Annotated in this window: 18 protein-coding genes; 12 read left to right on the top strand and 6 right to left on the bottom strand. The window is 67.2% G+C overall.

Annotated features, from left to right (window positions below; all coding sequences use genetic code 11):
• Positions 1-48: 48 nt before the first annotated feature.
• Both DIE06_RS12080 and DIE06_RS12075 read right to left on the bottom strand, forming a co-directional pair.
• A complete protein-coding gene (locus DIE06_RS12080) occupies positions 49-1,461 on the bottom strand; it encodes an undecaprenyl-phosphate glucose phosphotransferase (RefSeq protein ID WP_124661618.1) in 1,413 nt (470 codons plus the stop codon).
• Between the two features lie 500 nt (positions 1,462-1,961).
• The gene (locus DIE06_RS12075) at positions 1,962-2,978 is read right to left on the bottom strand and encodes a 1-aminocyclopropane-1-carboxylate deaminase (protein ID WP_124661617.1); all 1,017 of its coding nucleotides are present in this window, start codon (positions 2,976-2,978) and stop codon (positions 1,962-1,964) included.
• A 191-nt stretch (positions 2,979-3,169) separates the two neighbouring features.
• Here DIE06_RS12075 and DIE06_RS12070 point away from each other — a divergent pair, with 191 nt between their 5' ends.
• On the top strand, positions 3,170-3,670 hold the full coding sequence (locus DIE06_RS12070; protein WP_124661616.1) for an Lrp/AsnC family transcriptional regulator: 501 nt from the start codon (positions 3,170-3,172) through the stop codon (positions 3,668-3,670).
• A gap of 178 nt (positions 3,671-3,848) precedes the next feature.
• Here DIE06_RS12070 and DIE06_RS12065 read toward each other — a convergent pair whose 3' ends face one another.
• The 3 genes from DIE06_RS12065 to mdeB form a co-directional block, all read right to left on the bottom strand.
• Entirely contained in the window at positions 3,849-4,052 is a 204-nt protein-coding gene (locus DIE06_RS12065) for a hypothetical protein (RefSeq protein WP_124615197.1), read from the bottom strand.
• Positions 4,049-4,519 carry a hypothetical protein gene (locus DIE06_RS12060; RefSeq protein ID WP_260433602.1) on the bottom strand — a complete coding sequence of 157 codons (471 nt, stop codon included), beginning with the start codon at positions 4,517-4,519 and terminating at the stop codon, positions 4,049-4,051. The genes DIE06_RS12065 and DIE06_RS12060 overlap by 4 nt, the downstream gene beginning before the upstream one ends.
• A 167-nt stretch (positions 4,520-4,686) precedes the next feature.
• On the bottom strand, positions 4,687-7,422 hold the full coding sequence (gene mdeB / locus DIE06_RS12055; protein WP_124661615.1) for an alpha-ketoglutarate dehydrogenase: 2,736 nt from the start codon (positions 7,420-7,422) through the stop codon (positions 4,687-4,689).
• Between the two features lie 164 nt (positions 7,423-7,586).
• Between mdeB and DIE06_RS12050 the strand changes: the two genes are divergently transcribed.
• The 10 genes from DIE06_RS12050 (at position 7,587) to DIE06_RS12005 (ending at position 18,460) form a co-directional block, all read left to right on the top strand.
• The gene (locus tag DIE06_RS12050; RefSeq protein ID WP_050017644.1) at positions 7,587-8,114 is read left to right on the top strand and encodes an Lrp/AsnC family transcriptional regulator; all 528 of its coding nucleotides are present in this window, start codon (positions 7,587-7,589) and stop codon (positions 8,112-8,114) included.
• Positions 8,115-8,369: 255 nt separating this feature from the next.
• On the top strand, positions 8,370-10,091 hold the full coding sequence (gene poxB / locus DIE06_RS12045) for a ubiquinone-dependent pyruvate dehydrogenase (protein ID WP_124661705.1): 1,722 nt from the start codon (positions 8,370-8,372) through the stop codon (positions 10,089-10,091).
• 216 nt (positions 10,092-10,307) lie between these two features.
• The gene (locus tag DIE06_RS12040; protein ID WP_124661614.1) at positions 10,308-10,898 is read left to right on the top strand and encodes a class I SAM-dependent methyltransferase; all 591 of its coding nucleotides are present in this window, start codon (positions 10,308-10,310) and stop codon (positions 10,896-10,898) included.
• A gap of 156 nt (positions 10,899-11,054) precedes the next feature.
• Positions 11,055-12,488, top strand: a complete 1,434-nt coding sequence (locus tag DIE06_RS12035) for an alkaline phosphatase (protein WP_124661613.1) — start codon at positions 11,055-11,057, stop codon at positions 12,486-12,488.
• A 32-nt stretch (positions 12,489-12,520) separates the two neighbouring features.
• Positions 12,521-13,912 (top strand): alkaline phosphatase, encoded by a 1,392-nt coding sequence (locus tag DIE06_RS12030; RefSeq protein WP_124661612.1) that lies wholly within the window; start codon positions 12,521-12,523, stop codon positions 13,910-13,912.
• Positions 13,913-13,945: 33 nt separating this feature from the next.
• Entirely contained in the window at positions 13,946-14,683 is a 738-nt protein-coding gene (locus DIE06_RS12025; protein WP_124661611.1) for a hypothetical protein, read from the top strand.
• A 610-nt stretch (positions 14,684-15,293) separates the two neighbouring features.
• On the top strand, positions 15,294-16,556 hold the full coding sequence (locus DIE06_RS12020) for a hypothetical protein (protein ID WP_124661610.1): 1,263 nt from the start codon (positions 15,294-15,296) through the stop codon (positions 16,554-16,556).
• Between the two features lie 153 nt (positions 16,557-16,709).
• Positions 16,710-17,156 (top strand): hypothetical protein, encoded by a 447-nt coding sequence (locus DIE06_RS38970; RefSeq protein WP_260433601.1) that lies wholly within the window; start codon positions 16,710-16,712, stop codon positions 17,154-17,156.
• A gap of 3 nt (positions 17,157-17,159) precedes the next feature.
• Positions 17,160-17,852 carry a C39 family peptidase gene (locus tag DIE06_RS12010; protein ID WP_260433600.1) on the top strand — a complete coding sequence of 231 codons (693 nt, stop codon included), beginning with the start codon at positions 17,160-17,162 and terminating at the stop codon, positions 17,850-17,852.
• Between the two features lie 8 nt (positions 17,853-17,860).
• Positions 17,861-18,460: a hypothetical protein gene (locus tag DIE06_RS12005; protein WP_260433599.1), complete on the top strand. Its 600-nt coding sequence runs from the start codon at positions 17,861-17,863 to the stop codon at positions 18,458-18,460.
• 45 nt (positions 18,461-18,505) lie between these two features.
• On the opposite strand, the gene DIE06_RS12000 is transcribed toward DIE06_RS12005, so the two are convergent.
• Positions 18,506-19,882 carry an acetate kinase gene (locus DIE06_RS12000; protein ID WP_124661608.1) on the bottom strand — a complete coding sequence of 459 codons (1,377 nt, stop codon included), beginning with the start codon at positions 19,880-19,882 and terminating at the stop codon, positions 18,506-18,508.
• Positions 19,883-20,403: 521 nt separating this feature from the next.
• Between DIE06_RS12000 and DIE06_RS11990 the strand changes: the two genes are divergently transcribed.
• Entirely contained in the window at positions 20,404-20,970 is a 567-nt protein-coding gene (locus DIE06_RS11990; protein WP_124661702.1) for a hypothetical protein, read from the top strand.
• The last annotated feature ends 6 nt before the right edge of the window (positions 20,971-20,976 follow it).

Raw genomic sequence — 20,976 nt, 5'->3', positions numbered from 1 at the left:
AATCCTTATTTTGAATCGGCGGCCGTTCGAGCAGGCGCCGCATGCGTGTCAGTACGCGTTGCTGTGGGTCCAGCCGCGCAGGACGGTGGCCATGACGATGCGCATGTCGAGGGCGAAGGACCAGTTGCGCAAGTAGTAGAGATCGGCTTCGACGCGGCGCTGCATCTTCTCGACGCGATCGGTTTCGCCGCGCAGGCCGTTGATCTGCGCCCAGCCGGTGATGCCCGGCTTGACGCGATAGCGGTGGATGTAGCCGTCGACGATCTTCCGGTACAGGTCGTCGTGTTCGAGCGCATGGGGGCGCGGCCCGACGACGGACATCTCGCCGCGCAGCACGTTGACGAACTGCGGCATCTCGTCGAGGCTCGTGCGGCGCAGGAATGCCCCGATCCGGGTGACGCGTGGATCGTCCCGCGTCGCCTGCCGCACTGCGCGATGATCGTCGTGCAGCCGCATCGTGCGGAACTTGATGATCGTGAACGACTTGCCGTTGGCGCCCTTGCGCCGCTGCCGGAACAGGACGGGCCCCTTCGACGACAGCCGGATCGCCAGCGCGATCACGAGCAGCAGCGGGGCGGTGCAGGTCAGGACGGCGGCCGCGAACAGCCGGTCGAAGACGGCCTTCTGCAACAGCGCGCGGGACGACAGCGGCGACGCGACGAGGTTGATCGCGGGCGCGCCGACCAGGTCGATCATTTCGCCGTCGAACATCGCGAGCTTGCTGACGTCCGGCACGAGCCGGATGTTGACGAGATCGTCGCGGAACGCATCGAGCACGGCCATCACGGTGCGGGCCTCGTCGATCGGCAACGCGAGCCAGACTTCGGGAATCGCTTGCGCGCGGACGTGTCGTGCGAACGCGTCGAGCGAGTGAAAGGACCGGACATCGACGCGGTCGCCGTGTGTCACGACGCCGAAGTCGAGTGTCGCCGCCGCGCGAAAGCCGGCCGACGGCAGCCGGCCGATGCGGTCGAGCACGGCGTCGCGATGCGTGCCCGCGCCGACGACGGCGACGAGGCGGTCACCGTCCTGGGCGCGCGCGATCCGGTCGAGCGTCGTGCGGGCGGCGAGCCGCGACGCGACGAGTGCGATGCCGCTCAGGGCCGTCCACAGCAGATGCCAGTAGGGCGAAACGTTCAGTGCGGGAGGGAGGGCGCGCATCACGAACGCGGCGCTGGCCTGGGCAAGCAGCCATGCGAAGGCGGTGACGGCGGCGGCGCGGTATTTCGACCGGCCGGCCGGCACGTGATAAAGGCGGAACGCGGGAAACAGCATCAGCGCGAACGTTGCCGCGCAGGCGACGTTCGCGAGTTCCGCGGCCCCGCCGGGTTCGGGGATGGGCGAAACCAGCGTTGCGGCAAGCGCGCCCGCCGAAATCAGCACGACGTCGGAAACCCTGGCGATCGCCCCTCCGGCGTTCTGCGACGCATGCCCGCGTCGTGCTTCGAAAGACGTATCCATATACCCCTGTTGCTACCGTTCTGGTTGACCCTGCGCCGGTTTCCATCCCGATCCAGCAGGCAAGAAGGCACATCCGGCGGATGCCGGAGGCGGCTGCTTCATTGCGCGGAATTGGCAATCGGTGGACGGGGGCGCTGCTTGATTTGCTGTCGGTCGGGCGCATTGCGCCGGTGCTTTCGGATTCGCGTTCGCATTGCGCGAATGTTTGCGAAACGTTGCGATCGAATCGACCGGGTCAATTTTCGGTAAGTGGGGTACTGATTTAAATAGAACGCCTACTAAATGACACCCTCAGGAGGTAGTACATGTACGAATGATCTGATACCGATCCGTATGGTCCGTTCTTCTTGCCGGGACGAGTCGCGGAAATGGCGGGGAGCGGGGGACGCGAATTGCGCCCAATCGCAAAGCGATCGCGGCCCGATGCGGACAATCTCCGCACGGGCCGCCGCGACCTCGTGACGCATGCAATCGTGCGCCGGATCGACGCCTGATGCACATCAGCCGTTGCGGAAGATCTCCGCGTAAGCGCTCAACGCCGGCACGCCGCCGAGATGCGCATACAGCACCTTCGACCCCGGCTCGAATTCGCCGCGCCGCACCTTGTCGATCATCCCGTGCATCGATTTCCCTTCATAGACGGGATCGGTCAGCATTCCTTCCAGCCGAGCACACAGACGAATCGCCTCCAGCGTGCCGTCGTTCGGCAGTCCGTATTCCGGTCCGGCATAGCGCGTGTCGAGCACGACGTCCTTCTCGTCGATATCGCGCCCCAGCCCGACCAGCTCGGCCGTGTGCCGTGCGATGCGCGTGATCTGCTCGTGCGTGCGCTCGGGTGTCGCCGACGCGTCGATGCCGATCACGCGATCCGCGCGTCCGTCGGCCGCGAAGCCGACGACCATCCCCGCCTGCGTGCTGCCCGTGACCGAGCAGACCACGACGTAATCGAACTTGAAGCCGAGCTGCGCTTCCTGCTCGCGCACTTCTTCCGCGAAGCCGACGAACCCGAGCCCGCCGAGCGGATGCTCGGAACACCCGGCCGGAATCGGATACGGCTTGCCGCCCGCCTGTCGCACGCTCTCCATCGCTTCTTCCCAGCTGCGGCGAATGCCGATGTCGAAGCCGTCGGACACGAGCCGCACGTCGGCGCCCATCATCCGCGACAGCTGGATGTTGCCGACGCGGTCGTACACCGGGTCTTCGTAGTTGACCCAGTGCTCCTGCACGAGCACGCACTTCATCCCGAGATGCGCGGCGACGGCCGCGACCTGGCGGGTCTGGTTCGACTGCACGCCACCGATCGACACGAGCGTGTCGGCGCCTTGCGCGAGCGCGTCGGGGACGAGGTATTCGAGCTTGCGCGTCTTGTTGCCGCCGAACGCGAGGCCGCTGTTGCAGTCCTCGCGCTTCGCATACAGCTCGACCTTGCCGCCGAGGTGCGTGCTCAGGCGCTTGAGCGGCTGGATCGGCGTCGGGCCGAACGTGAGCGGATAACGGGAGAAACGTTGCAGGTTCATCGACAAGCTCCGAAAGGCGGTGGGCGGGAATTCGCATCGGTCGGGTGCGGCCGGCACGCCGTGTTCCGATGGAAAAATGATAGGCAGAACCGCGCGAAATGAGCTTGCGAAATTAACCGTGTAGACCTACGTTATCGATGGGATGAAGATCGAATGAATAATTTTGGTTCGTGAAACGGAGGTAAGGCGCAATGAAATTAGATCGGGGCAGTGCATTGCCGACTGACGCCGCGCCGGCGCTTGATCGTATCGATCGCGCGATCCTGCGGCAGTTGCAGCAGGACGCGTCGATCTCGAACGTGAGCCTCGCCGCGAAGGTGAAGCTGAGCGCGCCGGCGTGTCTGCGGCGCGTCGAGCGGCTGAAGGAGATGGGGTTGATCCGCGGCATCGTCGCGCTGCTCGACCCGAAGCCGCTCGGTGCCGGGATGCTGGTCGTGATCGGCTTCGTGCTCGATCGTTCGACGCCGGAGGCGTTCGCCGAATTCGAGAAGGCCGCGCAGAAAGTGTCGGGGTGCGTCGAATGCCACGTGGTGACCGGCGAATTCGACTACTTCATGCTGGTTCGCACGCGCGACAACGAGAGCTTCAACCGCCTGCACGCGGAACAGCTGTTGTACCTGCCCGGTGTGCGGCAGGTGCGCTCGTTCATGGTGCTCAAGGAGATTCTGTCGACGCATGCGCTGCCGGTGTAGCGCATCGCGATGCGGCTGGCCGCGCATGCTGTGTTGGCGGCATGCGGGAAAAACGAAGTGAGCACGATGGGCACACGGAGACTCACCTGCGACGCCGCATGACCAAGAGCCAATCTCCACGCGCTCGAACGCGGCGGTACAGGCATGGCCTTGCTCGTCGCCGTGACCAATCGACTCGCTACCGCTTGCGCCGTCTCGGGTCGATGCCGTTTTGTTCCAGCAGCTTTCGCAGTCGTGCGTTATCGCCCCATAGCGTAGCGAACGCGATCAACATCATCAGGGTGGGAAACCATTCGCCGGTCGCGGCGATGATGGTCCATCCCACGGCGGCGCAAATCAACGCCGTGACGATGAGAAGCAAGCGATCCACGATCCACTTCATCGCGCACCCCGGATTGCAGTGTTTGCCTTCAACCCGAGATAGCTATGCGGGCCGGGCGCGAGCACTTCGGGATGCCGCAGGATTTGCGCCATGATCAACGGATGAACCGCAAGGTGGTGGCGTGCGCCCCATTGCGCGACCGCCAGGGACAGGTTGCTGCCGTGTTTGCCGATGCCGCATGCCGACGCAGCATCTGTCGCGACCATCAGGCTAGCGATGACCGCGCCCAGATAGGCGCTGCCGAGGATCGCCCCAACGACGGTTGCCACTTCGAGTTTTGTGGTCGCGCCAAGCAATTCCGCGACCGTCGCATCCGGACCTAGCTTGTTCAGCGCGCCCATCATCGTGCTGACACTCGCCACCGCTGTTTCCAGGGTCGCGAATAGCGTTGTGGGAACCGGCATGTGCAGCGCGGTCATGTTGGCTTGAAACACTTCCGAAAAGCTCAAACATCTCGGTGTTGCCACGGGCAATTCTCCTGACGAATCGACTTATTCTACCTATTCGTCTTCGCCCACCATCTCAAATTGCGTGCTCGTGTTCCGCGACTATCTCGCGGGAAATGTGTCGAGTGGAGACTCGACGAGAATGCTCGATACGGCCGAAAAGGCGCTCGACAACATTGCGTGTGCGCTCAGCGTTGCCAAGGCGCGCCGCCAGGCTGCCGCACCGTCTTGCCGAGCCGTTCGCGCGCCGTGTGCAGCATCGCCGCATCGAGTTCACCGTCATCGGCAAGCGCCTTCAGCGCGGCGAGCACGATGCTCGCGCGATCGACCTCGAAGAACGCGCGCAGTGCGTCGCGCGTGTCGCTGCGCCCGAACCCGTCGGTGCCGAGCGTCACGTAGCGGCGCGGCACGTAGGCGCGGATCAGCTCGGGCACTGCGCGCACATAGTCGGTCGCGGCGACCGCCGGGCCCTGCGTTCCTTCGAGCATCCGCGTGACATACGGCGAAGCCGATCCGTCGCCGAGCCGCGACAGCCGCTCGGCCTCCATCCCGTCGCGCTGCAGTTCGCTGAAGCTCGTGACGCTCCAGACGGCCGCATCGATACCCCAGTCGTCCTTCAGCATCCGCTGCGCGGCCAGCACTTCGCCGAGGATCGCCCCCGCGCCGAGCAACTGCACGCGCGCGGTCGCGTTCGACGCGGACGGCGGCCGGTGCATGCCCTTCAGGATGCCTGCGCGACGTGCGGCCCGATCGTCGTCGGGCATCGACGGTTGCGCGTAGTTTTCGTTCATGACGGTCACGTAATAGAACACGTCGCGCTGCTGCTCGACCATCTCGCGCATGCCCGCATCGACGATCGTCGCGACTTCGTATGCGAACGCCGGATCGTACGCGCGGCAGTTCGGAATCGCCGACGCGGCGAGATGGCTGCTGCCGTCCTGGTGCTGCAGGCCCTCGCCGCCGAGCGTCGTGCGGCCCGACGTCGCGCCGACGAGGAAGCCGCGCGAGCGCTGGTCGGCGGCGGCCCAGATCAGGTCGCCGATCCGCTGGAAGCCGAACATCGAGTAGTAGATGTAGAACGGCAGCATCGGCAGGTCGTGCACGCTGTACGCGGTCGCGGCGGCGATCCACGACGACACCGCGCCGGCTTCCGAAATCCCTTCCTCGAGAATCTGGCCGCGCGTGTCCTCGCGGTAGTAGAGCATCGAGCCGAGATCCTCGGGTTCGTAGCGCTGTCCGAGCGGCGAATAGATGCCGACCTGCCGGAACAGGCTCGCCATCCCGAACGTGCGCGCCTCGTCGGCGACGATCGGCACCACGCGCGGGCCGAGTTCGGGATCCTTCAGCAGCGCGGCGAGCATCCGCACGAGCGCCATCGTCGTCGACATCTCGCGCCCCGCCGCATCCAGCGCGAACGCCCCCCAGGCCGGCGTCGGCGGGACGGTCAATCCCCGCGACGCCGCCATCCGCCTTCTGGGCAGATAGCCGCCCAGGGCAGCCCGGCGAGCATGCAGGTAGCGCATCTCGGGGCTGTCTTCGGCCGGTTTGTAGAACGTGAGCTGCTCGACGTCGTGGTCCGACAGCGGCAGCCGGAAACGGTCGCGGAACGCCTGCAGGTCGTCGACGTCGAGTTTCTTCTGCTGATGGGTCGTCATCCGCCCCTGGCCGGCCGTGCCCATCCCGTACCCCTTCATCGTCTTCGCGAGGATCACGGTCGGCTGGCCGCGATGGGCGAGCGCGCGTGCATAAGCGGCGTGCAGCTTGCGCGCATCGTGGCCGCCGCGGCGCAGGCGGTCGATGTCGGCGTCGGTGAGCTGCGCGGCGAGCGCCTCGAGCGCCGGGTCGCGGCTGAAGAAGCGCGCGCGGTTGTACGCGCCGTCGTTCGCGGAGAAGGTCTGGAACTGGCCGTCGACGGTGTCGGCGAACGCGCGCGCGAGGGCGCCCGCGTGATCGCGTGCGAACAGCGGATCCCAGTCGGAACCCCACAGCACCTTGATCGTGTTCCAGCCGGCGCCGGCGAACAGCGCCTCGAGTTCGTCGATCACGCGGCCGTTGCCGCGCACCGGGCCGTCGAGCCGCTGCAGGTTGCAGTTGATCACGAACACGAGGTTGTCGAGCCCTTCGCGCGCGGCGAGCGACAGCGCGCCGAGCGATTCGGGTTCGTCCATCTCGCCGTCGCCGAAGAAGCCCCACACGGTGCGGCCGGCGGTGTTCGCGAGCCCGCGATGCTGCAGGTAGCGCATGAAGCGCGCCTGGTAGATCGCGTTGATCGGGCCGATGCCCATCGAGCCGGTCGGGAATTGCCAGAAGTCCGGCATCAGCCACGGATGCGGATACGAACACAGCCCGGGCCCGGCGATTTCGCGGCGGTAGTGCGTGAGATGGTCTTCGCCGAGAAAGCCTTCGAGATACGCGCGCGCATAGACGCCCGGCGACGAATGCGGCTGGAAGTACACGAGATCGCCGCCCGGGCCGCTGTCGTGACCTGCGCCCGCGTCGGCCGGCGCCGCGCGGAAGAAATGGTTGAAGCCGACCTCGAACAGGTCGGACGCCGACGCGTAGCTCGCGATGTGGCCGCCGAGTTCGCCGTAGGCCCGGTTCGCGCGCACGACCATCGCGAGCGCGTTCCAGCGCAGCGCGGCGGACAGCCGTTCCTCGAGATCGGCGTCGCCCGGGTAGGGCGGCTGTTCGTGCGCGGCGATCGTGTTCAGGTACGGCGTGACGGGGCCACGCGGCGCCGCGAGCCCGCGCGTGTGCGCATGCGCGGCGAGCCGGCCGAGCAGGTACTGCGCGCGCTCCTTGCCGACGTGCGCGACGACGGCGTCGAGCGCCTCCAGCCATTCGGCGGTTTCTTCCGGGTCGGCGTCGGCATGTGCCGCGCCCGCGCGCCGCGTGGCGTCGATTCCGTTCGACAGGTCCGTCATCGCAGGTCTCCCGCACGCCGGTTCGGAGCGGCGTGCAATCAGTGGCAATCGGTTGGATCATGCTACCCGCCGATCCGCAAAATATGCGTCTGATTTCATTGGGAATTCGCGCGCCGATAGTGTAAATATTCCGGTTGTGGCCACTCTTCCGGAATATTTCGACCATGAGCGCAAACCCGCGGCGGCTCGACCGCATCGACATCGGCATCCTGAACCAGTTGCAGCAGAACGCACGCATCACGAACGCGGAACTCGCGCGCGCGGTGAACCTGTCGGCCACGCCGTGCTTCAACCGCGTGCGCGCGCTGGAGAAGCTCGGGCTGTTCCGGCAACAGGTCACGCTGCTCGATCCAGAACCGCTCGGGCTGCGGATCAACGTGTTCATCCAGGTCAGCCTCGAGAAGCAGGTCGAGGACGCGCTGCAGCGTTTCGAGGAAGCGATCTCGCAGCGGCCCGAGGTGATGGAGTGCTACCTGATGTCGGGCGACGCCGACTATCTGCTGCGCGTCGTGATGCCGGACATGCGCACGCTCGAGCGCTTCATCATCGAGCGGTTGACCACGATTCCCGGTGTGTCGAACATCCGGTCGAGCTTCGCGCTGAAGCAGGTGCGCTACAAGACCGCGCTGCCGCTGCCGGCGGCGGGGCTCACGCTCGTCGATCCTGACGAGTCGGCGTCGGACTGGAGCTGAGCGCGGGGCCGCCGGTGCCCGTCCGGCTTCAGGCTTCAGGCTTCAGGCGCAACGACGACAAAGCGCCGGCGATTGCCCGACGCTGTCGAAAGGGGCGGACTGCCGTCCGTCCGATCGCTGCCGCGTTGCCGCGTAGGGCGCCTGCGTCGTCACGACGCCGCTCGGCACGATCGCGTATGCTCGTCCCGTCAGCGGCGACGGCGGCTGCCGTTGCCGGATCAATCGTGTGACGACCGATCAACGAGCGAGGGCATGATGGCTAGACAGACGATGGCGGAATACCTGGCGAAGACGCTGGCGGCAGCGGGCATCGAGCGCATCTGGGGCGTGACGGGAGACAGCCTGAACGGCTTGTCGTTCAGCCTGAGCCAGATCGGCTCGATCCGCTGGATGCATACGCGGCACGAGGAAAGCGCCGCGTTCGCCGCGGGCGCGGATGCCGCGTCGACCGGGCGGCTCGCGGTCTGCGCGGGCAGCTGCGGCCCGGGCAACCTGCACCTGATCAACGGCCTCTACGACTGCCACCGCAATCACCAGCCGGTGCTCGCGATCGCCGCGCACATTCCGTCGACCGAGATCGGCCTCGGCTACTTCCAGGAAACCCATCCGCAGGAGCTGTTCCGCGAGTGCAGCCATTTCGCCGAACTCGTGACCAACGCGTCGCAGTTCCCGCGCGTGCTCGCGCGCGCGATGCGCACCGCGATCGAGGCGCGCGGCGTCGCGGTGATCGTGCTGCCGGGCGACATCGCGCTCGGCGACGGCCCGGACGAGCTGCCTGCGTGGAGCGAATCGGCGCCGCCGTCGATCCTGCCGGCGGACGCCGATCTCGACCGGCTCGCGGCGCTGCTCAATGCGTCGGACGCGGTCACGCTGCTGTGCGGCAGCGGCACGCAGGGCGCGCACGACGAAGTGGTCGCGCTGGCCGACCTGCTCGGCGCGCCGGTCGTGCATGCGCTGCGCGGCAAGCAGTTCGTGGAATGGGACAACCCGTTCGACGTCGGGATGACGGGGCTGATCGGCTTCAGCTCGGGCTATCACGCGATGGAGTCGTGCGACACGCTGCTGATGCTCGGCACGGACTTCCCGTACCGGCCGTTCTATCCGACGAATGCGAAGATCGCGCAGATCGACTGGAAGGGCTCGCAGCTCGGTCATCGCGCGCCGCTCGCGCTCGGGCTCGTCGGCACCGTGAAGGAAACGATCGCGGCGCTGCTGCCGCGCGTCGCGCGCAAGACGCAGCGGCGCTTCCTCGAGAATGCGCTGAAGCACTACGCGGCAGCGCGCAAGGGGCTCGACGATCTGGCGGTGGCCGAGCCGCCGGGCCGCGCGATCCACCCGCAATACCTGACGAAGATCGTCGACGAAGTCGCGGCCGACGACGCGATCTTTACGGCCGACGTCGGCACGCCGACGCTGTGGGCCGCGCGCTACCTGACGATGAACGGCAAGCGCCAGCTGCACGGCTCGTTCAATCACGGCTCGATGGCGAACGCGATGCCGCAGGCGCTCGGCGCGCAGGGCGCGCATCCGGGGCGGCAGGTCGTGTCGCTGTCGGGCGACGGCGGGCTGTCGATGCTGCTCGGCGACCTGCTGACCGCGCGCCAGCTCAACCTGCCGATCAAGATCGTCGTCTACAACAACAGCCTGCTCGGCTTCGTGTCGATGGAGCTGAAGGCGGCCGGCTATCTCGACACGAACGTCGACCTGAGCCCGACCGACTTCGCGGCGATCGCGAAGGGCGCGGGCATCTTCAGCGTGCGCGTCGAGCATTCGGAGAACGTCGAGCACGCGCTGCGCACCGCGTTCGCGCACGACGGGCCGGCGGTCGTCGACGTCGTCACGTCGAAGTACGAACTCGCGATGCCGCCGAAGATCGAGATCGCGCATGCAAAGGGCTTCAGCCTGTTCATGCTGCGCGCGATCCTGAGCGGGCGCGGCGACGAGATCGTCGAGCTGGCGCGGACCAACCTGCGGTGACGTTGCGGGCGGCACGGCTCGCATCGCGACGCAATCAGGGACAATCTTCACGTCGCCTTAAGTCAGCATTTCATAGAATCGATTGACCGCCGCGCTTGCGCGGCAGACCGATTTGTTCAGGAGGATGCACGTGAAAGAGCCCCGTGTCGTCGTAACCCTGTTGCCTGCAGTCATCGGCACGTCGAAGCTGAACGCGCAACCGCGCAAGGCCGGCCGATGATCTGGCCGAATGCGTTGCGTGTCTCGGCACTGTTCGTGCGCGAGTGGGTCGGCCGCCCGGCCGCGGTGGGCGCGTTGTGCCCGAGTTCGCGGCATCTGGCGCGCGAGATGGCCGCTGCGGTGCCGGACGGTGACGGGCTCGTCGTCGAGCTCGGCGGCGGTACCGGTGCGATCACCGCCGCGTTGCTCGAACGCGGCGTCGCGCCAGGCCGCCTCGTCGTGGTCGAGCGGTCGCCGGCGTTCGTGCAGCACCTGCGACGCCGCTTTCCCGGGATCTCGATCGTGTCGGGCGACGCGCGGCAGCTCGAGCGGCTGCTGCCGCCCGATGCGCCGGTCGATGCGATCGTGTCCTGCCTGCCGCTGCGCACGTTGCCGCGCCAGGATGTGGCGGCGATCGTCGATCAGTGCCAGCGCGTGCTGTCGGCCGACGGCGTGATGATTCAGTTCACCTACGACTTGCGCCCGCCCGGCCGGCATCCGTTGGGCGATTCGGCATTTGTTGCCTGCGGTAGCCGTATCGTCTGGGCAAATATTCCGCCTGCGCGCATCGTGACGGTGCGCAGCGCCGCCGTCGAATACGCGGGTTGACGCCGTCGCGCGCGGGGCACCCGGGCATGGGGTGCCGCGTCACATGCTTTCATAAGCCATACCGATCCTTCCAGTTTCCATTCATATTGCCGTCACATCGGGTTCCTACCATCGCCTTTCATTTCGAAAGCATCAATGGCGGGGGGGATCGGCAACATGAATCGAATCAAAATGGCGGCGCTGCTCTGTATCGGCGCCTTCGTACTGGCCGGCTGCAACAGCGACGACGGCCCGACCGGCTCGACGCCCGCGCCCGTGCGGGCGGCGGCGCGCAACGTGATCTTCTTCCTCGGCGACGGCATGGGAATGACGACGCTGACGGCCGCGCGCATCTATGCGGTCGGTGAAGACGGCGCGCTCACGATCGACACGCTGCCCGAATCCGCATTCGTGAAGACCTATTCGAACGACGCGCAGGTGACCGACAGCGCGCCGTCGATGTCGGCGTACATGACCGGCGTCAAGACCAACAACGAGGTGATCTCGATGTCGCCCGACACGAAGGCGATCGAACCGAGTACCGGTCTCACCGGCAACTGCGGCGCGAACAACGGCAAGTCGGTATCGACGCTGCTCGAGATCGCGAAGGCGAAGGGGATGGCCACCGGTGTCGTGACGACCACGCGCGTCACGCATGCGACGCCCGCCGCGACATACGCGCACGTGTGCCATCGCGATGCCGAAAACGACATCGCGGCCCAGCTCGTGCCGGGCGGCGCGGGCTACAACGGCGCGCTGGGCGATGGCGTCGACGTCGTGCTCGGCGGCGGCACGCAATTCTTCGTGCCGAAGGACGGTGGCGGCAAGCGCACCGACGGGCGCAATCTCGTCAACGAACTGAAGGCGAAGGGCTATGCGTTCGCGCAGAACCGCGACGACCTGCTGGCCGCGGATGCGACGAAGAGCGGCAAGCTGGTCGGCCTGTTCTCGTCGAGCCACATGAGCTACGACCTCGATCGCGGCGCGACCCGGGAACCGAGCCTCACCGACATGGCGACGCGCGCGCTCGACGTGCTGCAGAACAACCCGAACGGCTATTTCCTGATGGTCGAGGGCGGCCGGATCGATCACGCGCTGCACGACACCAATGCGAAGCGCGCGCTGCAGGACACGGTCGCGTTCGACAACGCGATCAAGGCGACGCTCGACAAGGTGCGCAAGACCGATCCCGACCTGAAGAACACGCTGATCGTCGTCACGGCCGATCACGATCACACGCTGGTGCTGAACGGCTATTCGGCGCGCACCGGCAAGACCGAAGCGGGCAAGCCCGGCGTGCTGGGCGTGTTGCGCAGCTACCAGACGGGCGCGATCGCGAAGGATGCGGACGGCGCGCCGTACACGATCATCGGCTTCGGCAACGGCGAGAACCGCGTGCAGGGCAGCCGCGCGGGCACCGCGCTCACCGACGCGGTGACGGGCGCCGACGATTATCGCCAGGAGGCGGTCGTGCGGATGGACAAGGGCAGCGAGACGCACGGCGGCACCGATGTGTTCCTCGGGGCGATCGGTCGCGGCGCGGATGCGTTCCATGGCGTGATCGAGAACAACAAGGTCTTCGAGCTGGTGCGCAACGCGGTGCAGCTTTGAGCGCCGACCACACGGGTACAGGGGAATACAGGATGTCGACCATCAAATGCATCGCGGCGGCGCTGGCCGTCGTGGGTTTCGCATGCGGCGCGGCGCAGGCCGCCGGCCAGGCGAAGAACGTGATCTTCTTTCTCGGCGACGGCATGGGGCCGACGACCGTCACGGCGAGCCGGATCTACAAGGCCGGTGAATCGGGACAACTGACGATGGAGAAGCTGGCCCGCACCGCGCGCGTCAAGACGTTCTCGAACGACGCGCAGACGACCGACAGCGCGCCGTCGATGGCCGCGTACATGACCGGCGTGAAGATGAACAACGAAGTGCTGTCGATGTCGTCCGACACGCGCGCGGTCGCGCCGGGCAGCGACGTCAACGGCAACAAGACCGTCAACAACTGCGCGTCGGGCAACGGCCAGCCGGTCGCGACGCTGCTGGAGCTGGCGAAGGCGCGCGGCAAGGCAGTCGGCGCGATCACGACGACCGAGCTCACGCACGCGACGCCGGCCGCGACCTATTCGCACATCTGTCATCGCGATGCGCAGTACGCCATCGCCGCGCAGGCCGCACCGGGCGGCGCCGGCTACAACGCTGCGCTCGGCGACGGCGTCGACGTGCTGATGGGCGGCGGCCGCAACCACTGGACGCCGTTCGATCCGGTGGCCAACAAGCGCGGGCGCGCGGACGGGCGCAACCTGCTCGACGAGATGAAGGCGAAGGGCTACACGGTCGTCGCGAACAAGGATCAGCTCGCGCAGGCCGGCAACGGCAAGCTGGTCGGCCTGTTCAGTTCGACGAGCCATCTCGAGTACGAACTCGACCGCGTGGCGGGCAAGGGTGAAGGCCCGACGCAGCCGAGCCTCGCCGACATGACATCGAAAGCGATCGACGTGCTGTCGAAGAACGGGAACGGCTATTTCCTGATGGTCGAAGGCGGCCGCATCGATCACGCGCTGCACGGCACCAACGCGAAGCGCGCGCTCGAGGACACGGCGGCGTTCGACGAGGCGATCCGCGTCGCGCTGTCGAAGGTCGACCTGTCGAATACGCTGATCGTCGTGACGGCCGACCACGACCACACGATGACGATCAACGGCTATTCGAAGCGCGGCAATCCGATTCTCGACATCAGCCGCAACTATCGCGACGGCCAGCCGGGCAAGGACGCCGACGGCAATACCTATACGACGCTGGTGTTCGGCAACGGCGCGAACCGGCCGAACGTGCGCGCGTCGGTCGATTCGGCCACCGCGATGAACGAAGCGTATCTGCAGGAAGTCGGCGTGCGGATGGGCAGCGCGGGCTCGGAAACGCACGGCGGCGGCGACGTGATGCTGTTTGCCGACGGCGCGGACGCGAAGGCGTTCAAGGGCACGATCGACAACACGAAGGTGTTCGGTCTCGTGCGCTCGGCGTTCGGTTTCTGAGCCCGGCGACTGGACGATGGACGGGAATCTTCGATGAAACGCCAGCTTCTCTGTGCGCTCGCCTGCGGGTGGGTGACGCTGCCCGCCTTTGCAGCGGCGGACCTCGACGCCGTGCTGCAGCACGAGAGCCGCACGGTGACGGCCGACGGCGTGACGCGCACCACGCTGTATCGCGAACGGATGGTGCGGCGCGACGGGCATGTGTGGGTCGAACGCGTGCTGCCCGTCGCGGCGGCGGGCGGCGGGCAGGGCGACGCGCACGACCATGATCACGATCACGACGCGGGCCGGCGCGCCGGCATGCAACCGGCTGCCGCGCACGCGGGCCACAAGCACTTCAATTTCCAGGCGGCCGCGCGGCACGTTACCTGGGACGGCAAGACGGCACGCATCGAATACGTGGACGCGGCGAACCGGACCGTCGTCAGCGTGCCGCCGGCCGAGTACGAAACCACGGGCTTCGACGGCTCGTGGGACAACGCGTACTACGTGACGCCGCCTTCGCAGCTGAAGCGGCTCGCGATCGCGAAGCGCGGCGACGCGCCCGGCACAGTCTGGTACGAGCAGGCCGTGGATACGCCCGGTGCGCGGGGTGTGAACCGGATCCTGTGGAGCGAGCGGCTGCAGGCGCCGCTGTCGGTCGAATACCGGAGTGCCGACGGCCGCGTCGTGCGCAAGCTGACACTGACGCCGTCCGCGCGGCGGGAGGCGTTGCCGTGGCAGATGCTCGCGATCTATTCGCACAAGGAATACGCCGACTATCTGGATTGAGCGGCGATTCGTCAGTGGGGCTTGCGGTCATGCTGGCCACAAGCGGATCGATCCGCGCGTTGGGCGGGCCGGCGCCAGCGGAGGCGGCCGGGTTTCATTGAAGCGACCCGCGCTCGCGAACGCCGACCCGAACGGACATCCGGCAAGCGCACGTCGCGTGATCATGGTTGTCGCGTTTATGAACGGCCCGCATACGCAGCCTTTGTCTCCTTCAGGGAAATGATTCGGCCGGATCTCCTTGTGCGACAGGCGTCGGCGATCGCGATCGAATATCGGGCCGGGCCGGCTGGCCTGCGTGCCGGGATTATCGGTGTCAAAAGTGAAACATGGGGCGTTTGCCAGGCCGGCCTTCGAAAGGTCGGGCAGGTGCTTGAATGCAAAAGGGATTTCACCCGCCTCACGAGAAAACCCCGGCGTCGTGTCGAGCGGAGCGTTGCAAGGCTGAAACACAAATCGCGCGCGCCGGACCCCGCCGGCCGGCTCGTATTGCCCGGAAATTCAATCCCCCTTTCTGCATTCGGTCGCTTGGAGGCCTGGCATTGCCAATGCGTCAGCTTGCACGGATTGGCGCAGTCAGCCAAACCGCCCCTCGTTGACTCAGGAGGATTTCATGCGCAAAACATTATTGGCGTCCGCTGCGCTCCTTGCCCTAGGATGCAGCGGTTACGCAATGGCCAACCCATGCAGTAGCGATTCGGGTGCAACTTGCAGCCAGAGGTCTGACGACGGATCGAACACCCTCACCAACACGGTCAGCTCGTCGCAGACCAGCAGTACCGGGTCCAACGCGAATGAAGTCTCGCCCGGTGCAAGCGTCTATCAGGATTCCTACAACACCACCAAGGTCGTCGCGCTCAGCAAGCTCGACGGCTACGTGACCAATGTTCAGGTCAATGGCATCGGCAACCAGGCGACCAACAGCGGCAGCGCCAGCGGAGGGAGCGGCGGCAAGGGCGGCAGTGGTTTCGGTTTTGGCGGCCACGGCGGCACTGGCGGCAATGGCGGCAGCGGCGGCGCGGGCGGTGCGGGCGGCAGCGGCGGCAGCGCGGTCAACGGCAGCGCGACGGCCGGTAACGCCACCAATGGCGGCGCGACAGCCGGCAACGGCAATGCTGGCGGAGGCGGCGGCGGCGGCTCGACGACAGCCAGCGCCGGGAACGGCGGCCGCGGCACGGCGAGCGGCGGTTCCGGGACCGGTTCGGGCGGCGGCGCGGTTGCCGCGTCGGTCGGTGTAGGCGGCAGCGGCAGCGGCAGCGGCTCGGGCCATGGCTCCGGCACAGGCTCGGGATGGGCAGGTTGGGCTAGCGCCGCGACGCACCACGGTGGCACCTCGAGCGCATCGAGCGGTAGCGGTACCGGCACCGGCACCGGCGCCGGGACCGGCTCGGGCAGCGGTTCAGGCGGCGCCGGCACGGCGGGCGCGGCGACGGCATCCGGCGGCTTGGGGTCGGGAACGGGCGGCGCGGCCGGCGCGGCAGGCGGCAGCGGCGGTGCAGCGACAGCCAGCGCCGGCAATGGCGGTGCGGGTGGCGCGGGAACGGGCGGCAGCGCGGCGAATGGCAGCTCGTCGACGATGGCTAGCAACGGCAGCTCGACCGCGGGCAACGGCGCGGTCGGTGCGACAGGCGGCATGGGCGGTGCAGGTGGCACAGGTGGTACCGGCAACGGCGGCGCCGGCGTCGGCGCCGCCGGCGGCACGGGCGGCGCGGGCGGAGCCAACGTCGTCGACGCGGGGACATTCAACATGTCCAACACGATGACGAGCGTCGGACAGACCGCGGCGGGCATCATGGTCGCCAACCAGAACAGCGGCATGGCGTCGTTCGTGCAGCAGGCCGTGACCGTACAGGCGAACCTGACTGTCGGACGTTGAAACGGCAGGTCGGTCCAGGTGAGTCGTGCGAATCGCCGCGGGGCGAAGCATGTCCCGCGGCGATCACGCCGACGACGCTCACAGCGCGTGTGGTCCGGGCGGACCCGCGCGGGGCCCAAGGAGACAGCCATGCGAATCCGCAACGCAGTTTCGATGGTGATATTGCCTGTGCTGCTGTCGGGCGTGATCGCCCGGGCGGCGACCGACGCGCCGCGCGACGCGGCCGTCGATGCAGCCGGCGCGGTTGCGTCGGGTGCCCTGCCTGCCGCGCTGGTCGGCCCGGCTGCGGTTGCGTCCGCGACCGGGGCCGGCGATGCACGGCCTGCCGGCGACACGGCAGCCGCGCGCGAAGCCGGCTTCGGGGTCGCGATGAGTGCCGACCAGCTCGACGCACACCGGGGCGGCGATGCGCTGATCGGCCAGAACACCCTGACCGGCACCGTTTCCGACAACGTCGCGAACCGGGTTTCGACAGGCTCGAATGCGATCGCCGACGGGTCGTTCGCGAATTCGAGCGGCTTGCCGACGGTCATCCAGAATACCGGCGCGAACGTGCTGATCCAGAACGCCACGGTTCTCAACGTGCATTTCGGGAACTGAGCCATGAAACGCTCCGCGACGGCGTGGATGGTGGCGCTCGCGTGCCTGTCATCCGTCCCGGCGGCGCGGGCGGACGAGATGACCGTGGTCGACCCGACGGGGGCCGGCTACGCGATGCACGTCACGAGTCTCAAGGAAGCGCGTTTCAAGCGAACCGTGAAGCAGCAGTACGACTTCAGTTGCGGGTCCGCCGCCGTCGCGACGCTGCTGACCTATCAATACGACTATCCGATGACCGAACAGACGGCCTTCGCGCAGATGTGGGAGAACGGCGATCAGAACAAGATTCGCCACCAGGGTTTCTCGCTGCTCGACATCCGGCGCTTTCTCGAAGCGCACGGCTTCATCGCGGATGGCTATGAACTGCCGCTTCAGACGCTCGCGAAGACGCACACGCCGGCGATCGTGCTGATTACCGAGCAGGGCTATCACCATTTCGTCGTCGTGAAAGGGCTGCGCGACGGGCGGGTGCTGGTCGGCGATCCGGCGACCGGCACGCGGCCGATGTCGCAGGCGAGTTTCGAGAAGAAATGGGAGGACCACGTGATCTTCGTGATCCACAACAAGCCGGAGCGCGCGGCGTTCAACGACCCGCGCGACTGGCGCGTCGCACCGAGTGCGCCGCTCTACACCGGGATCAATCGCGACGGCCTTTTCTATGTCGTGGTGCCCAAGCATGGCCCGAGCGACTTCTGAGGAATGCCATGAGATCAGCAAACGCAAGGTTGGCCGGCATCGCCGCGATGGCGTGCGGCGCGCTGGCTTCCACGGGCGCGATGGCGATGCAGGACGGACCGCCGGCCGCGACCGGCGCGTGTGCGGCGCAGGCGAATGGCGATGCGCCGGCGCTGACGTCCGATGGCGCGCAGGACGAGCGCAACTGGCCGGCAGGCGGTGCGCTCGCGCTCAGCGACGCGCGTCTCGACGCGATGCGCGGCGGCTTCGACATGCCGGATGGCCTGAAGGTGTCGTTCGGCGTGTCGCGCGTTGCGTTCGTGAACGGCAATCTGGTCGCGTCGACCAGCTTCAACATCCCGGACGTCAGCCGGATCACCGCGCAACAGGCGCAGGCGCTGGCGGCCGCGAACGCGGGCGCGTTGCTTCAGGTCGGCCCCGGCAACGCCGCACAGCCCGGCGCGCTGCCGGCGCTGACCGGCGCCGTGATCCAGAACACGCTGAACAATCAGCACCTCCAGACGCTGACGACGATCAACACGACCGTCAACACGCTGTCGTCGTTCAAGAACCTGAACGTCATGTCGACGATCAGCAACGCGCTGACCGGTGCGCTGCCGGGCAGGTGAGCGGGCGAGGCCCGAGAGCAACGCCCGGCGAGCGGCGCGCTCAGCTCAGAACGCGATCGGCATGCGCAGCGTCATCGCCACGTCCGGCGTGTCGCGCGTGAGGCCTGCGCCGATCGACAGGTTCAGCGTGGTTTTCGGCGACAGCCGGTACGAGTAGCCGATGAGCAGCGTGCCGAGAATCACGCGCACCGAACTCGGCACCGTCTGGCCGTTCTGTTTCGTCGGCAGCACGATGCTCTGGTCGTAGCCGAGACTCACCGACGCCTTCTCGTTCAGCGCGAGGCCCATGCCGATGTTGAACCCCCAGATGTCGCCGGGCTGCACGCTGCCGAGGAAATCCTTCTGTCCGTTGCGGATCGTCAGGCTCAGGTTGTCGCGGCCGAAACTGTGCAGGTAGCTGACGTTGCCGAAGAACACGACCGGGTCGGACGGAAAGAGCCACGTGAGGCCCGGCTGGATCGCGTAGAAACCGGAGCCGGTCGGCTGTTCGAGCGGCAGGCCGGTGCCGGTGGCATTGCCGACGCAGCGCGTGACGCAGTCGGTGACGACGTCGAAGGGGCTCTTGCCGGTGGCGGTCTTGAAGCGGAGCCAGCCGATGTAATAGAACTTGTCGGGGCCGCCGGTGTTGAACTGGTAGCGCAGCGTCATTTCGACGTCGCCGATGTTGTGGCCGTGGCTGTTGAACGCGTTGTCCTGCGCGGAACCGGTGAAGATCTCGCGGCTGACGGTATCGGTCGTCGAGTACACGTACGGAACGCGGATTTCGAATTCCACCCGGTTGGTGATCCCGTAGCGCGCCGCGACCGCGGCGGTCAGCACGGTCGTCTTGACTTCCCGCACGTCGATCAGGCCGATCAGCAAGGCCGGGATGATCGTGTAGCCGACGAGGGCGACGCGGTCAGACGACGAATAGCTGAACTGGAACGACGGCTCGATCACGAGCTTGTGCTTCGGCGTCAGCACGCCGGGCTGATCGAAGATCGGCGCAACCGGTGGTGGCGTGGTTTCCGGCACGGGGGCCTGGCCGACCGGTTGCGACGGAGGCGCGGCGGCCGCGGTGGCCGCGGTGGCCGATTGGGCATCGCCGACCGTGCCGCCTGCCGCGCCGGTGGTGTCGGTTGCGCCGCCGGTATCGGCCTGCTGCGCCGTGCCGCCCGTGTCGCCGGTGCCGGCGCCGCGCTTGTTCGCGAGCTCGCGGGTGTCCAGCGCGCGGCTCAGGCGGGTGAGATTCGTTTCTTCCTCGGCGAGCCTGCGCTTGAGCGCATCCAGCTCTTTCAGGTGGTGGTCGACTTCCTGGCGCAGCGCGGAGATGTTTTCCTGCGTCGACTGGGCGTCCAGCGACTGCGCCAGTACCTCGGCTTGAAACAGCAGCAGGCTGGCATAGGTGATGGCACGGACGTAGCGGAATGGCATGCGCTTCACGGTGCGTCTCCGAGTGCGAAATCGCCCGTCATACGGACCGCGCTGATTCGCGGGGGCTTTGCGGAAAACCGAATGCATGTTTCGCGCCTGTGCCGATCGCGGTATTCCCGGGTTCGTTCGATCCGCTGACCGACGATCGGGTCTCGCTGATCGAATCGATGGTGGACGAGTGGCGCAGGGCGTCGCTCGAGGCGATCGCGTGGCGGGGCGAGAGCGGCGGGAGGGGGCGCGCTTCCGCATGCCGTTTTTTGCACCGCCGCGCCGTTTTTTTGCACGACGTTTATCCGGTCTCGTCCAAGCTGGGGGTATGTCGAACAACCGAGACGGCTTCCATCTGCTCCATGACCTTGCTCCACCCCGTTCCCGTCTTCGATCTCGCCGGCTGCACGTCGGCGCACCGGGTCGCCCGGTCCGGGAACGCTGATTGCTCGTCGCATCACGTATCAGATTCAACGTCGTTGCGCCGGGCGCCGTGCTGTCCGTCGGCCGTACGCGGCGCCGGCACTCGACAGGGAGGATCCATGTACCTTACGGAAGTAGTGCCCACCGTACGTCCGGCAAACGGCCGCGCGCACGTGGCGACGCTGCCGTCGGGCACGCAGCTTGCCCGGCAGTTGCGGGTGACGGTGCGCACGGCAGACGTGCTGCTGCGCCAGGCGATCCGGTTGCCGGATCGCCATCAGTGGTCGGTCGACCTCGACCGCGTCGACGCGGCGGGCGGCCCGCTGGCCGTCTGGGATTCGCACGTGACGCTGCGCATCGCGAAGGCGTTCGCGCCGTCGGTCGATGCGAGCGCGCGCGCCGGCGATTCCGATCAGGTCGCGGTCGACATCCGGCTGTTGCTTCCGGAACAGGCGTATCTGGGCGAGCAGCATGTCGGCATCTTCGGCCGGCGGCACGGCAACCGGTTCGGCGCGACGCTGTCGGTGACGGCCGGATCGCAGTGGGGCGGCCGGCGCAACGAATGCATTCCGCCGACCGGTCGGCACGTGCACGGCGGCACGCTGGAAGCGCTCGTCGATACGGTGGCGGGTATCGTCAACGCGGCGTTGCTCGCGGCTGGCCATCCGCACCCGCGCGGTTCGTGACGACGC

This window comes from Burkholderia sp. Bp8998 (genome assembly GCF_003854235.1).
Lineage (GTDB): Bacteria > Pseudomonadota > Gammaproteobacteria > Burkholderiales > Burkholderiaceae > Burkholderia.
Note: the sequence above shows the minus strand (reverse complement) of the source record. Positions and strands in the feature narration are given on the sequence as shown.